Source organism: Pseudoalteromonas sp. NZS127_1 (assembly GCF_015864295.1).
Lineage (GTDB): Bacteria > Pseudomonadota > Gammaproteobacteria > Enterobacterales > Alteromonadaceae > Pseudoalteromonas > Pseudoalteromonas arctica.
On record NZ_JADYXO010000026.1, the window covers coordinates 12,688 to 27,918 of the forward strand.

13 protein-coding genes and 2 pseudogenes are annotated in these 15,231 nt (G+C 39.2%); 5 read left to right on the forward strand and 10 right to left on the reverse strand.

Translation table 11 applies throughout. The features are described 5' to 3' along the window. Window positions 1-79: 79 nt before the first annotated feature. From I6F50_RS17780 to I6F50_RS17825, 10 genes and pseudogenes are all read right to left on the reverse strand, one after another. Window positions 80-436, reverse strand: a pseudogene (locus I6F50_RS17780) (isoaspartyl peptidase/L-asparaginase); the annotation flags it as partial. Window positions 437-562: 126 nt separating this feature from the next. Next, window positions 563-889 carry a hypothetical protein gene (locus I6F50_RS17785; protein ID WP_197176904.1) on the reverse strand — a complete coding sequence of 109 codons (327 nt, stop codon included), beginning with the start codon at window positions 887-889 and terminating at the stop codon, window positions 563-565. A 167-nt stretch (window positions 890-1,056) separates the two neighbouring features. Continuing rightward, a pseudogene (locus I6F50_RS17790) lies at window positions 1,057-1,734 on the reverse strand (isoaspartyl peptidase/L-asparaginase family protein); the annotation flags it as partial. Window positions 1,735-2,024: 290 nt separating this feature from the next. Then, on the reverse strand, window positions 2,025-2,729 hold the full coding sequence (locus tag I6F50_RS17795; protein WP_002961447.1) for a SapC family protein: 705 nt from the start codon (window positions 2,727-2,729) through the stop codon (window positions 2,025-2,027). Between the two features lie 336 nt (window positions 2,730-3,065). Next, on the reverse strand, window positions 3,066-3,776 hold the full coding sequence (gene pgl, locus I6F50_RS17800; protein WP_165741606.1) for a 6-phosphogluconolactonase: 711 nt from the start codon (window positions 3,774-3,776) through the stop codon (window positions 3,066-3,068). A 2-nt stretch (window positions 3,777-3,778) separates the two neighbouring features. After that, the gene (gene zwf, locus I6F50_RS17805; protein ID WP_197176905.1) at window positions 3,779-5,251 is read right to left on the reverse strand and encodes a glucose-6-phosphate dehydrogenase; all 1,473 of its coding nucleotides are present in this window, start codon (window positions 5,249-5,251) and stop codon (window positions 3,779-3,781) included. A 268-nt stretch (window positions 5,252-5,519) separates the two neighbouring features. Further along, a complete protein-coding gene (pgi, locus tag I6F50_RS17810; protein ID WP_165741604.1) occupies window positions 5,520-7,166 on the reverse strand; it encodes a glucose-6-phosphate isomerase in 1,647 nt (548 codons plus the stop codon). A gap of 668 nt (window positions 7,167-7,834) precedes the next feature. Beyond that, window positions 7,835-10,090, reverse strand: a complete 2,256-nt coding sequence (locus tag I6F50_RS17815) for an aminotransferase class V-fold PLP-dependent enzyme (protein WP_165741203.1) — start codon at window positions 10,088-10,090, stop codon at window positions 7,835-7,837. A gap of 135 nt (window positions 10,091-10,225) precedes the next feature. Continuing rightward, window positions 10,226-11,302 carry an AI-2E family transporter gene (locus I6F50_RS17820; protein WP_165728202.1) on the reverse strand — a complete coding sequence of 359 codons (1,077 nt, stop codon included), beginning with the start codon at window positions 11,300-11,302 and terminating at the stop codon, window positions 10,226-10,228. Further along, complete coding sequence (locus I6F50_RS17825; protein WP_165741202.1) at window positions 11,295-11,513, reverse strand: hypothetical protein; 219 nt, start codon at window positions 11,511-11,513, stop codon at window positions 11,295-11,297. The genes I6F50_RS17820 and I6F50_RS17825 overlap by 8 nt, the downstream gene beginning before the upstream one ends. A gap of 146 nt (window positions 11,514-11,659) precedes the next feature. Here I6F50_RS17825 and I6F50_RS17830 point away from each other — a divergent pair, with 146 nt between their 5' ends. Genes I6F50_RS17830 through I6F50_RS17850 form a run of 5 tightly spaced genes read left to right on the forward strand, consistent with a single transcriptional unit; the run spans window position 11,660 to window position 15,179 of the window. Then, a complete protein-coding gene (locus I6F50_RS17830) occupies window positions 11,660-12,325 on the forward strand; it encodes a hypothetical protein (protein WP_165728201.1) in 666 nt (221 codons plus the stop codon). Window position 12,326: 1 nt separating this feature from the next. Further along, complete coding sequence (locus I6F50_RS17835) at window positions 12,327-13,784, forward strand: M48 family metalloprotease (RefSeq protein ID WP_165728200.1); 1,458 nt, start codon at window positions 12,327-12,329, stop codon at window positions 13,782-13,784. Window positions 13,785-13,837: 53 nt separating this feature from the next. Then, a complete protein-coding gene (arsC, locus tag I6F50_RS17840; RefSeq protein ID WP_197176906.1) occupies window positions 13,838-14,185 on the forward strand; it encodes an arsenate reductase (glutaredoxin) in 348 nt (115 codons plus the stop codon). After that, the gene (gene wrbA, locus I6F50_RS17845; RefSeq protein ID WP_165728198.1) at window positions 14,185-14,739 is read left to right on the forward strand and encodes an NAD(P)H:quinone oxidoreductase; all 555 of its coding nucleotides are present in this window, start codon (window positions 14,185-14,187) and stop codon (window positions 14,737-14,739) included. Before arsC ends, wrbA begins: the two co-directional genes overlap by 1 nt. Further along, window positions 14,736-15,179 (forward strand): DUF2069 domain-containing protein, encoded by a 444-nt coding sequence (locus I6F50_RS17850; RefSeq protein ID WP_024608624.1) that lies wholly within the window; start codon window positions 14,736-14,738, stop codon window positions 15,177-15,179. The genes wrbA and I6F50_RS17850 overlap by 4 nt, the downstream gene beginning before the upstream one ends. Window positions 15,180-15,231: the final 52 nt, after the last annotated feature.

Consider the following 15,231-nt stretch of genomic DNA (forward strand, 5'->3'; position numbering starts at 1 on the left):
AATGAATTAAAATATCATTGTGGTTCAATATGTTAGTAAATCTCTTAACCAGAGTTGAGGTTAATTAAATTACTTTGGCTTATTCGTCGTTAAAAATGCCCACGTAGGTCGCTTGCGTATTCGATTTACTTGCCCGATACATGCCCGAGGTATTAAACGGCAAGCTAATATTCCCCTTAGTATCAATAATAATAACGCCACCAGTGCCACCAATTGGCTTAAGCACACCGTTTATAACTTCATCTCCAGCTTCAGCTATGGTTTTACCTTGATACTTAACACGCGCACATATATCGCTCGCTACGTTATAGCGAATAAAATATTCACCGTGCCCTGTTGCCGATACTGCGCACGATTCGTTTTCAGCAAATGTCCCAGCACCAATTACCGGCGCGTCACCTACACGGCCATAACGTTTTGCCGTCATACCACCTGTAGGTGCTGTGTACATAAAGCTAAACTAAAGCTTGCTAAATTAAAATATCTGCTGAGTATGGGAACCTGAAACTCCAATGTATGCCAAAGAAAAACCTTTACGAGTTTCAAAATCCCACAGTGTCACTTAATCCAAAGCTTTAAGGAGCTCTAATAAAAAGCCCCTCCCTTTGTCGGTCAAGTAAGCTCGTCTTACTCTATAATCATTAGGATCATGTCTTAAAGTAACCAGATACATACCCTCTTTGGTAGGGGTGGCCCTGTCACTTAACATACGTAAATTACGGCTAACTGTAGCCTTAGGCATACCAAGCTTTTCTACTAACTCTGATGAGCTAATACCCTCTGAACTACTTACCTCGATAAAAATAGCCAACCCATTAGGAGGGAAGTCAGCATGGTATTTACGTAACAATTTTGCGAGGTTCATACCTCTCTTAAGTTCTTTCTGCATATTTAACCCGTATAGATCTTAATTAAATGTGATTGAGTTATCTTGAATGAAATTTCTTAGGGGAAGGATTCTACAATCAAAAAATTTACTTTTGTAGCTAGAAGATTGAACTTAAAACAATTTATTTTAATAAACCTGAATGGCTATGTTTAGCTAAATCTGACATCCGTGGATGTACCTGCCGCTAAATTACCGTTTTTATCAAGCGCCACTGCGCCAACCGTGCCCATTTTGTAAGAGTTAGGCAATGCTTTGTGCGCGGCTTGGTACTCTTTACTGGTTGCTTTGGCTTTATCTAATTTTTGTTTTGCTTTTAAAAGCGCTTTGTAACGAGGCTCGGTATCAAATAAGTTATTTTCGACAAGTTCAACACCTTGCTCTTTAGCAAACTCCTCAGCGCCTTGCCCACTAAGCATTACGTGTACAGAGTTATCCATGACCAAACGCGCTAATTTAATCGGGCTCTCAATATGCTTTACACCCGCAACGGCGCCTGCTTCACGGTTTCGACCATCCATTATGGATGCATCAAGCTCATGCCCGCCATCGTAAGTGTATACCGCTCCACGCCCTGCATTAAAATAAGGCGATTGCTCTAATACTGTAATTGCCGCAGTTACCGCATCTAAACTTTCACCGCCTTGGTGCAATACTTTATAACCTGTCTCTACAGCCTCTGTTAATTTAGCGCGGTACTGCTTTTCTTGAGCGGGTGTAAATCGTGCTTTTTCTATTGTCCCTGCCCCACCATGAATCGCAATGGCAAAAGGAGTCTCTGCAGCGAATACGCTATTACTTAAAGCAAAAAGGCTGCTCGCAAAAATTGCTAATAAGGGTGTTTTCATAATGAGTTCTTTTATGGGAAAGTTATAAACTAATGTGAATGGTTGCGGGCTTAATTTCAACTAAAGTGAGTTTAATGGCATAAAAAAAGCGCCTTAAGGCGCTTTTTAAAATTTTACGTGTTTGTAATACCAATTTTATTAAAAACATGATCATTCTAGCGTATTAAATAGCTCACTAACTACGTTGAAAATTATTTATATAGAACAACTATGTATCATAATTTTAGCCTTGTTATTGAGCTATTTTCTTATCGCTATAATAGATCACTAATTTAATGCAATTGGTATAATTAAGCTTGTTTAGCTTTTAAACGCGCTAAACGTGCTACTTGATGAGTAGACGTTAAGAAAGAATAAATTGGTGCTAAGTAACCACGTTTACGAAGCTCTAAGAAATCAGCATCGCTTAACTCGTTTAGCTTTTTCTCATCGATAAGGTAAATACCGTTGATGTCTTTTTTCTCGCCTTTAATGTCTACTGTAAGCGTTTGCGCAATTAGTAGCTCTTTATCAGCAAGGAATTTAGTGAACGCTTCAGTTACTTGAGAAAACTCAATAAAAGATACAAGCGCTTCTTTACGACGTTTTAGGTAATCTGTTTCTTCGCCGTTTTCAAATAATGCATTACCTTCGTCTTCACCAACAAGCGCACTTGCTTCGTCAATTACGATACCGTATTGATCTTGATCTGGGTGTTTAACTAAGCCCAGTGGGTAACGAGTAGATGCCATAGGTGCAAATGCTGCAGTCCATTTACCATCTTCTACAAAAAGGTTTTCGCCTGGCTCTAAGCCAAACATAGCAACAGCTTGAAAAGTGCCGCTTTCGTTGTTTTTAACGAATGACATTGGAAACTCGTTTGCTACGCGTGCAAACTCATGTGCAACTACTGGCACTAAATGTTGAGTTTTCATGAATTCTACATTGATGCCGTTTTGAATTTTAGTGTTGGCATGCTTTTCGTTGTGTAAAGGCTGTACTTGTTGCTCCGCCATGTTACTGCTCCGTTTATTTTAATTTATATGTTTCATTGTTAATACCTTTAGGCTAATGCTTTTGAGCTAAAAAAGGAAGGGAAACTTTTATGACAGCGACCATGAAAAAATAAAATCTAACCAAATCTGAGCGTTGCTAAAAAACATACAGCTCAAACTCATAAATTCTGTTCAAAAACAACACACTTCATGGTTGATTTTAATACAAACCAAAGTTATTCATTAACATTGGTTAACAGTTCAGGACTGTTTTTTTGCAGTGTTTAGGCTTAAATTTGAGCAAATAAAAAAGGCCGCTTATATAAGCGGCCTTTAAAAGTTAAATTAGCACCTAAATTAAGGCGCCCAATATACTTCAATATTTATACTTGGGTGATTAAGCACAGCGCGAAGTGGCATGTCATGAACATCGCCGCCCGCTTTTGCTTGCTTATAAACAGCGAGTTTTTCTTCACCGCTAATTAAAAGCTTAACCACTTTAGATTGCGCAATGGCATTTAGCGTTAAGGTCATTCGCTCAGTAATACTACCCGTCACATCACTTTGTATCGCATTAATTGCACATACTGTTTGCTCAGTTGTTAAACCGTGCTCTAAACCGTCTGCATTTGGGAATAACGACGCTGTATGACCATCTGGGCCCATGCCTAGAATAGTTACATCGTATGGCGCTTTTAAAGCACTGTAAGCGGCTTCACACACTTCACTGCCTTGCTGCGCGGTTGCAGCATCGTTTTTCATGGTTATAAAGTTTGCAGCACTGCCAAAATTTTGTAATAACGTGCTTTTAATAAACGCTTCGTTACTTTTTTCATGGCTTGGGTCTACCCAGCGTTCATCAACCATAGCAACATCAACATGTTGCCAATCTAAATCAAGCGTTGATAGATGCTTATAAGCGGGCGCAGGAGACGAGCCACCCGACACCATTAATACAGCACGGCCATCATTTTTAATACCATCACGTAGTGATTGCTCAAGCGTTGCAGAAAGCTCAGCTGTTAACGCATCTTTATCGTCAAAAAATTTTTCAACTAGTGTTGCCATGCTTATACCTTATCGCCTGTGTTAAACCACACGTGGCTTTTTTCTGCCAATAGTTCATCAGCATCCTCAGGACCCCAGCTACCAGCACGGTAAAGCGCAGGCTTGCCTTTGTCTTGCCAACGGTCAATGATTGGATCAATCCATTTCCACGCTTGACGAACTTCATCACGGTGAATAAATAATGATGGGTTATTTGCAGCGGCATCAAGCATTAAACGCTTGTACGCATCTGAGTGAAAACCATTGCTGTAAGCTTGTGAAAGCTCAATATTCATTGTTACTGGTTCAAGTTGCATTTGAAGGTTATCAAGACGCTTAGACATAAGCGTTAGTTGAATTGTTTCCTCTGGCTGCAAACGAATAACAAGACGATTGGGCTCGATATTACCCACGTTATCTTCGTAGATATTGTGAGATACTTTTTTGTATTCAACCACAATTTCTGCACAGCGCTTAGCCATACGTTTACCCGTACGAAGGTAAAATGGAACACCCGCCCAGCGCCAGTTATCAATATGCGCACGAATAGCTACAAACGTTTCTGTTTTACTAGAACCTTCATTTAGCTCTTCTAAGTAACCCGGTACAATTTTACCGTTTAAGTCACCTGGTACGTATTGACCACGCACAATATTTTCATCAACATCACCACCTACTAGTGGGCGAAGTGCTTCTAATACTTTTAATTTTTCGTTACGAATGCTGTTAGCGTTAAGCTTATTAGGCGACTCCATTGCAACTAAACAAAGTAGTTGTAATAAATGGTTTTGAACCATGTCACGAAGTGCACCGGCTTTATCGTAAAAACCAGCACGGCTTTCAAGGCCAACAGTTTCTGATAAGCTAATTTGGATGTTATCAATAGATTTAGCATCCCACATATTTTCAAACAATGAGTTTGAAAAACGTAGCGCCATTAAGTTTTGTACTGTTTCTTTACCTAAGTAATGGTCAATACGGAAAATTTGCTCTTCATTAAAAAATTCTGCAATTTTTCCATTAATTGCTTCAGCAGAATCACCGCAATAACCAATAGGCTTTTCAACAACAACGCGTGATGTAGGTGTAATTAAACCTTTAGTCGATAATATTTCACAACATGTGCCGTAAACAGCAGGCGGAAGCGATAAATAAAACACGCGAGACTTAGTGCTTTCGTGCTCATCTAAAATGCCTTTTAGCACATCCCAGTTGTCGTCTGCTTCTGTAACATTACTTACCACTGGCACTAAAAAAGTAGAAAATGTTTTCCAATCTTTAGCGTTAAACTCACCTTTGCTTAAAAATTCTTGTAATGCTTTATGCGCTGTTTCTATGTATTCAGCACGTTTCGATTCTTCGCGTACTGTTGGTAGGATACGTGAGCCTTCAGGTAAGTTACCTTCTTGATATGCTCTGTACATTGCAGGTAGCAATTTGCGTAACGCAAGATCACCACCGCCCCCAAAAATTATAATATCAAAAGGATTAAGCATAGTTACTCTCTACGTTGTGATACCCAGTACACTTTATAAATGCGCGGGTATGCCTATTTATTGCTAGATTAGATGGCTTTTATAGCTGTATTTAAATAAAAGCCTGCTGAATTGTTCTGTATCGATGATTTATTATTATTTTTATCATTGCGCTTATTAAATGAGCCTTAGGGGCCCTGTATCTCCTCTCACAAAAATACAGACCCTAAGCACTCCAGCGCTACCCGTTCAAAGGTACTCGGTTTACTTACTTGCGTAAGCGAATTTTTTACTGCGTACGGTTTTGTTTGTAGTACGCCATTAAGCCGTTTGTCGAACTATCATGAGCATGTTTAACGCTTTCATCAGTGAGTTCACTCTCAATTTTAGATGCTAAACCTTTACCCAGTTCTACACCCCATTGGTCAAACGAACATATTTCTAAAATAATGCCTTGGCAAAATATCTTATGCTCATACAGTGCAATTAAACGGCCCACTGTTTTAGCATCTACTGTATCTAATAGCATAGACGTTGTAGGACGATTGCCTTGATGAATTTTATGATTTAATAACTCATCAATCTCTGCTTGCGATTTACCCTTAGCGGTTAAATCAGCAGTAACTTGCGTTGCATCTACACCACTCATCATCGCTTCTGTTTGTGCAAAGAAGTTTGATAATAAAATATCGTGATGCTTATCAACATTCACTTGTGGCTTAACTGATGCAATAAAATCTGCAGGTACAATTACATTACCTTGGTGTAAACACTGATAAAACGCGTGCTGACCATTAATACCCGTCATGCCCCAAATAATTGGAACTGTAGTATAAGGTACCGTTTCGCCTGCAAAGTTAACGTGTTTACCGTTACTTTCCATTTCGCCTTGCTGTAAATAAGCAGGCAACATATGCAGTGATTGGTCGTACGGTAATATAGCTTGCGCTGTGTAGCCTAAAAAGCTCGTATTCCATACACTAAGCAATGCCATAATTAATGGTATATTTTGCTCAAACGGCGCAGATTTAAAGTGCTCGTCTATTTCAAACGCGCCTTCTAAAATTGCTTCAAAGGCGTCGTAGCCTAAATATAAAGCAATTGGTAAGCCTATCGCACTCCAAAGTGAAAAGCGACCGCCAACCCAATCCCACATAGTGAATACGTTTTCGTCGCTGATACCAAAAGCTGCCGTTTTTTCTAAATTTGTACTTACTGCAACAAAGTGTTTTGCAATTGTACTTTCATCTTTTGTTGTTTGTAAAAACCAGTCAACCGCTGTTTTAGCGTTTGTCATAGTTTCTGACGTAGTAAATGTTTTTGACGAAATAACAAATAATGTTGTTTCAGGGTCAATGGCTTTTAATATAGACGAAATTTGTACACCGTCAGCATTAGATACGTAATGAACATTTAACGTATCATCAGCAAGTGCTTTTAATGCCTCTGTTGCCATTTGTGGGCCAAGGTTAGAACCACCTACGCCAATACTTACCACATCTTTTACCGCTTTACCGGTATAGCCTAACCATTTACCGCTACGAACTTTTTCTACAAACACTTTAATTTTAGCTAATTCGTTGTCTACGGCTTGTGTTACGTTTTCGCCATCTACTATTAATGGAGTGTGAGCACGATTACGAAGTGCCGTATGTAGTACTGAGCGATCCTCGGTGATATTGATTTTTTCACCGCTAAACATTTTATCGCGCCACGATGCAATATCGCATTCTTTAGCAAGCGACATTAAGTTTGCAAAAACATCGTTATCAATAAGTTGCTTAGAATAGTCGAATAATACGCCAGGTACTTGAGTCGAAAACTGAGAAAAGCGCGTGTCATCTTGTGCAAATAACGTTTTCAGATGTGTTTGTTTCATCTTAGCTGCACTTTGCTCTAGTGCTTGCCAACTTGCTAGTTGCGTTCGGTTAGACATGGAAATATCCTCTAGTTTTTTCAATCAATTGATTTAAAAATGTTTTTTATAAAAGCAGAACTCTTAACACTGCTTATTTACACTAAAATTAAGCGCCGATAGTATAACTAAAAATGCAAAAAAAGTGCTGTTTTTATAATTTTAGATGCAGATGATAACGCAATTTTTAGCTTTTGACACCGGTATCATAAAAATTTTATAAATTAATTTACCCGCAATTTTAAAGGCAACGGGATAGCTTAATCAATCAAAATGAAATATTAATGAATTTTTCTCAGCACAATAATTACTTTTTATAGTTATTCACTAATTATTAGGGCCTGTTTATCTTTCGAAGTTAAATTTGCAGCAGTGTGTTTGGCATTTAGGCAAGGCAGAGCCTATGTAGTGTGGTTATTCCCCATAAATAGGCGATAACGTGGAATAAATGCCAAACATGCGCTGCCCGAAGGGTTCTGCCTAGGGGCAATTTACTCTTTGTTACTCGGTTTTTACTTAGCCCACTAGGTTATAAACCTCACGCCGCGATTAAATAGCCCCTAGATTGAACAAATTTTAATCCTGAAAGGTCAACAGGCCCTAGGGCTTGTTTACCTTGCGAGCAAATAAACCTTAAAAACAAAAAAAATCGGCCCTAAAGCCGATTTTGTATAAATTACAATCTTTGTTTAATTACTAAGCGCTAACCCGCCACTTAGGTTATAAACCGTTTTGTATCCTAGTTGCATTAAATTAGTTGCAGCAATTTTTGAGCGGTTACCACTACGGCATAATAAAATGTACTTGTTATTTTTGTTTAATTGCCCTTCAAATACCGCATTTGCCATTCTGCTAAGTGGTATATTTAATGTTTTTTCATCTAGCGTATTAAATAACTGAGCAACATTATTTGCTCCATGCTCATACGGCTCCCGAGTATCTATTAAATATGTATCGCTGGTGTTTAACATTACTTTAGCGTCATCAAAATTTAATTGCTGTGTATCAACCTCAGGTAACGCATTTACATAACCACACAATTGCGTGTTATCTACTTGTTTTGAAGCGTCGTACTGCTGTTTTTGTATTGCAAATTCATCAACTGAAATACTGCCGCTCACTAACGCATCAAGTAATGGTGTTTGGTTTTGCTGTACAGCCCAGTTCATGGCAAAACATTGTTGGTAATCGTGCCCTGAGCAAATAATGCTGGTGCTATTAAGTTGCTCGCTCATTGCTAAAATAGAGCGTGCCATTGCTTTTGCATCCCCACCTATAAGCGATGTATTGCCAAGCCCTGCAGGCAGTATTAAATCACCACAAAAACAGTAACGCGTTTCGCCATTACTGTTTTTTAATAAATAACTTACACTGTCTTTGCTGTGCCCAGGTGTAACTACTTTTTCAAGTACGTCGTTTGCCAAGTTAATACTTGCTGTATTTAGCGGCCAACCTAGCGAATCAACCTCACCTTTTATAACTCTTGAGTCAAGAACGCTGGTTAGTAAATTAGTCGCTGACTCTCGCTCTTGATGCAGATGAGTATTAAGCACCGCCGATATAGTTAAGTTTTGTGTATTAGCTATTTTTTCAAAGCGCGGAATAAGCTCAATAATAGGATCGATAATTACAGCGTGTTTATCATCGCTCACATAAAGCCAACTACATGCACCTTGGTGCCTAAATTGAGTAAGGCCCAGTGCGCATACTTCTTGTTGTGGTGTGGTGCTGTCAGATACGATTAAACAGTTTGCCTGTAGTATTGCTTTAAGAGCGCAAATACGCACACAAGCATCATCAATATCGTGTTGTGTTGCAGCAGGTCCAAACGATAGCCTAATCGCGTTTTCGCTTTGCCACTTACTTGCACCCATTGCATCTAAAACAAAACTTGTTGATGCGCCTGTACTACAAGCCGAGCCTCCACTTACACGAATGCCCGCAGCGTCAAATAAATCAATCACTTCTTTGCTCGTTAAATCGTTAACAGCAAAGTTAAGTGTGGTAGGCACGCTATAAGCAAAATCATGATTGAATGTAATATCGCCAAAGGTGTCTTTTATCGCGCTTTGTAACTGGCTTCGATAAGAGTTAAGTATGCTAATTGGTTTAAATGTATCGTCTGATTTATCAAGCAACATACTAAATAGCTTATTTAACCCTGCAATACCGGGTAGATTTTCGGTGCCTGAGCGCATTCCACTTTCTTGACCGCCACCCGCTATAAAAGGTGTGTACGCACTGCCACTACGAATATATAAAAAACCAATACCTTTAGGTGCATAAAGCTTATGCCCCGAAAAAGGTGCGTAGTCTATTGTTGTATCACTCAGCGCGAGCGCTTGTTTACCGAGCGCCTGCACGCAATCCACCATCCACGATACATTTTTATTACGGCTACGAATTACCTGCTCAATAGCGGGTAAATCTTGATATACACCGGTTTCGTTATTAACGGCCATGGTGCAAATCATCAAAGCGTTATCGATATGTTTAGCTATAAAATCTAAATCTAAAATACCGTTACTATCAACCGGAATAGCAAGCACCTCAGCATTAACGTCAAGTACGCTATTCCAGTGTTTAAGTGTATTTGGCACCGCTTTATGCTCAGTTGCACCATATAACAATACAGGGTTTTTAATCGGGTGTTTTTTAGCATCAATTAGCGTAGAAACCACCGCAGTTTGAATGCCTTCTGTTGCGCCAGAGGTAAATAAAATATCGCCATTACTTGCGCCAATAACCGTGTGTGCTTTTTGACGTGTTTGTTCTAATAAATGCTTGGCTTGTATACCTGTAATGTGCGGACTTGAAGGATTACCAAAACATATTTGCATGGTATGAGAAACAACATCAGCAATACAAGGCAACACAGGGGTCGTTGCGTTTGCATCAAGGTAAACTTGTTTTACTGGCTCATCGTGCAATAAAAACTCAGACATTAAAAAACGCACCTTATTACTAAAAAATATATCTTATTACCAATAGTACATAAATTTACAGGTAATGAGTAATAATCAATTAGCACTAGAGGTGCGTTTACTATTCTTTTTTAGACTAAAAGTCTGTTTACTTAATTATTCACTGGCCTCTTTACTTATCTCTTCATGCGTTGACGACCAAGCTGTTATTAGCGCTTTTACTAATGAAGCCAACGGGATGGCAAAAAATACGCCCCAAAATCCCCACAAGCCACCAAAAAATAATACCGCGACAATTATAAATACCGGATTTAAATCAACCGCCTCAGAAAACAGCAGTGGCACAAGCACGTTGCCATCAAGCGCCTGAATAATTCCGTAAATAATTAAAATGGTCCAAAACTGTGTTTCTAATCCAAACTGAAACAGCGCAACTGCCGCTACCGGAATAGTGACGAGTGCCGCGCCAATAAATGGAATTAATACCGACAAGCCAACAAGCACACCAAGTAATGCGGCGTAGCGTAAATCTAAAACAGTAAATGCAATAAAAGACACACCACCAACAATTAAAATTTCAAACACTTTACCGCGAATGTAATTCATAATTTGTTGATTCATTTCGTGCCACACTTGCAAAATTAAGCGTCGTTGCTGCGGGATCAGTTTAGCAATACTCCCCGTTAGCTCCAGCTTATCTTTAAGCATAAAAAACACCAGTAACGGCACAAGTACTAAATATATAAGCCATGCAACAACATCTTTTAATGACGTAAGTGAAAACGACAATACAGTTTGACCAAACTCAATGATTTTAGCTTCTACCGTTGCAACAATAGCTTGTACTTGATCTATGTTAATTAAACTTGGGTATTGTTCAGGTAAAGCCATTAAATAAGACTTCCCTTGCTCTAACATATGCGGGGTTTCTTGCACTAAGTTACTGGTTTGCTTCCAAAGCACTGGGCCAATAACCAAAATAAGGGTGAGCATAATGCTAATAAATATCAACATTACAATAATCGTTGCAGTAAAACGTTTTAAGCCAACGCGCTCTAAATGAATAACCGGCCAATCAAGTAAATAAGCAATAACCAATGCTACAAGCACAGGAACAATTAACGAGCCAAAAAAGTAAAGTAAGGCCACAGAGGCCAATAATAAAAATAATAAGGTAGACGAATGAGGATCCGAGAACTTCCTTTCGTACCATGTTTTTACGTATTCAAACATGTAATGGCTCCACTAATAACAACCCACGTTGTTTATCAAAATTGTAACTATAAGCATTTTTTTGCAAAAAACGTTCAATATCGTTCGCACTTTCACCTTTATTAAGACTAAAGGTGATGCGATGTTTTGATGACTGTGCACTTCGTAGCGCAAGTTTAAACTGCACAAATTGCTGAGGACACTCAAACTCTTTTAAATCGCGCTCCACCATAACTACTTTATCCGTATAGTAAATGAATAATAAGTCGCATATTGTCGGTCTACGTATTTATAAAACGTGAACCGTTGTAACTTTTTCTTAAAACAACACCTGCAATAGTTTATCCTTATAGCATAACTAGCAGTAAGGATAAGTTAATGCCTGGAACGCATAATAAAGCGCAACTACCCAGTAATCCAACACTCAAAGAGATTAATTGGTTTAAAAAGCAAATTAATTGGGGCGAACTTCCTCCTTTTTATCATCTTGTTGCCTCATCAATAAGCGAATCAGAAGGAATTTTAGATCATGGATTCGACAATGCAGTTAAACAACTTATAGATAAACGCAATTGGAACTTAGATTTATTAGAAGGCCATGAAGACAGCTTTGGTGTAATACATACTAAACATAAGCCACGTATAGCGCTGCACCAAGTATTTACCGACAGAGGCTTTGAGTTATGGGCACAGCCTTATGCTAAAGATGTTATTGTTGACCAATACGTAAAAGATAATCGCTTTATGGAATTTAGAGTGTGGGATCCGCATTCAATGAAAAATCTAATCAGAATAAATCAATTACATAAGTTTATTGGCTTTTATTTTGAACGAGGCGACAAAGCAGATAAAGCCATTATTTTACATGCACATAAAGTAGTACATAAAATTATTACTTTTTTGCAGCGAGAATTGAACGTTGTAAAGCTTGATGGAGTCACAATAAAAGAACTATACCAATTGTGCGAAAAAGACAGCCGTGCAAGCAGTGACGAAATAGACATAGCCAAAATTGCAATTGGCGAACCAATTAACAAGGAATAAAATGCAGCTAAAATCAGCATTTATCACTTTATGCAGTGCCGCGCTTACGTTCAGCTTATTAGTAAGCGAACCTTTAAAAGCGCAAACTAACTTTACTCTTCCTGATTTAGGAACATCTGCATTACAAGCGCTGCCACTTGAAAAAGAAAAAGCTATTGGCGAAGTAATGATGATGCAAATACGCGGTTCATCGCCAGTTATAAACGATCCTGTGCTAGATGAATACCTCACGACTATTGGCCGTAAATTGGTGGCTAATGCTAACGATGTGCGCTTTCCGTTTTCGTTTTTTTGGATAAACAACTCAGAAATAAACGCCTTCGCCTTTTACGGCGGGCATGTAGGTGTGCACACAGGGTTAATAGCACAAGCCGATAACGAGAGCCAGTTTGCCTCTGTACTTGGCCACGAAATTGCTCACGTAACACAGCGCCACTTAGCACGTAGAATTCAACAACAACAGGATAACAGCGCGCTGACCATTGCCGGTATGATTGCCGGTATACTGGCAACAGTTGTTGCACCCGACGCCGGCATTGCCATTATATCAGCGAGCCAAACGCAGTCTGCTTTTAGTCAGTTAACGCATAGCCGCTCAGCCGAGCAAGAAGCCGACCGTATAGGTATGCAAACTCTTAATAATGCGGGTTTTGATGCACGTGCATCGAGCGAATTTTTAACTAAACTTGCAGCGCAAATTCGCTATAAATACAAGCCACCTGCGTTTTTGCTTACTCACCCATTACCAGAGAGCCGCGTATCAGACGTACGCTTGCGGGCAGAGCAGTATCCTCAACGCCATATAAACGCGAGCCTTGAGTTTAGTTTAGCAAAAAGTCGCGTACTGGCACGTTATTACAACAAACCAGAAAAAGCGGAAGACCTATTTAGAAAGCTCCTTCGCGAAAACACCTACAACAATACAGCATTAAAATACGGTTTAGCTATTAGTTTGCTTGATCAAAAAAAGCTTGATGAAGCAGCGCCAATGTTAGATGAGCTTTTAAAAAACGATCCTAAAAACCTATTCTATATAGACACTCATACCGATTTACTCATCGCACAAAAAAAGGCAGATGAAGCCGTTAAATTTTTAGCGGATTTAAATCAGTATCGCCCTAATAATCAGGTAATTACACTTAACTATGCCAACTCAGCACTTGAAGCTGAGCAATATGAACTTGCCGAAAACATTTTAAAGAGTTTTTTGCTTGAAAAGCCAGATCACAACTTAGGTAAACAACTCCTTGCTGACGCGTATAAAAAACAAGATAAATTAGCCTCTTACCACGAAGCTAACGCTGATGTATTAGCGCAATATGGTGCTTACTTAAAAGCCGCTGATGAAATCCAAAAAGCGCTTAATTTCGTAGAATCAACAGAACTTGTAAAACAACAGCGTTTAAAAGCACTGCTTACTCAGTATCGACTTTTACAAAAAGAGCTAGCGAGGCTTTAAGTCTGCAAGCGCTTACCCTAAAATAGACGCAATTCACACTTTGGAATCATTTTATGTCTGTTACTATTTACCACAACCCTCGCTGCTCTAAATCGCGCGAAACGCTGGCGCTACTGCAAAGTAAAGCGGTAGAGCCAAATATTGTAGAGTATTTAAAAACGCCTCTTACTCACGAGCAAATTTCAATGCTTGTAAGTCAGCTTGGTTTTTCATCAGTACGCGAACTAATGCGCACTAAAGAAGATGCTTACAAAGCGCTTAATTTGAAAGATGAAAGCAGTGAGTCAGCATTAATAGACGCCATGGTACAAAATCCAAAGCTAATTGAACGCCCTATTGTTGTTAATAACAATAAAGCAGCTATTGGTCGTCCGCCTGAAAACGTACTAAGCGTTTTATAATGAGCGAAACCATTGTGGTACTTTACCACTCAAGCCATGGCTCAGTTGAAGCAATGGCTCACGAAATAGCAGAATCAATTGAGCAACAAGGCGCAACTGCCCTGCTGCGTACTTTTGTAGCTAAAAATCCGCACGACATTGTAATAACCAAAGATGATTTAATAAATTGTGATGGTTTAGCATTTGGTACGCCAACGCGATTTGGCATGATGGCCTCTCAAGCTAAAAGCTTTTGGGAAACTACCAGCGACTTATGGTTAAAAGGTCAGCTAATAGATAAGCCAGCGTGTGTGTTTTCGTCATCAAGCAGTATGCATGGTGGTAATGAAGCAACCTTACTTAACTTATCTCTGCCACTATTACACCACGGTATGATGCTACTGGGCGTGCCGTACGATGTACCCGAACTACTTGCAACACAAACAGGTGGAACACCATACGGTGCAACACACGTTGCTGGCAGCGCTAATAGTGCACAGCTAAGCAAAGACGAAATTAAAATATGCCAAAGCGTTGGTAAACGCCTTACTCACATTGCGAGAAAACTTAAATGAATACCGCTGACAACCCAGCTAAAAAGCCGATTACAGTAAAGTTTCAGCGTGCCGCACTATTTGGCTATGTAGGTTTACTTGTTCTTATTCCACTGTGGATGTATTTTGTGCCACCTCTAAATGGTAATGCGAGTTTAGTGTCTTTATTTTTGCCTATTATTCCGTTACTACTGCCGTTAAGAGGCATAATTAAAGACAGTACATACACTTATGCGTGGGCTAACTTTGTTGTAATGCTGTATTTTATTCACGGGCTTACCATGCTGTGGGCAGCGCCAGATGAGTTAATTTGGGTATTGCTAGAGCTTGTGTTTGCCTCTTCAATGTTTATTGGCTGTACGTATTATGCAAGGCATCGCGGACAAGAGCAGGGGTTAAAAATCCGTAAGCTTAAAGAAGAACTAGCTGAAGAAAAAGCAGCAAATGAGCACGGTAAATAAGGCTTAACCATAAACGGTTATAAATACAAAAAACGCGCTTAAATTGCTTTAA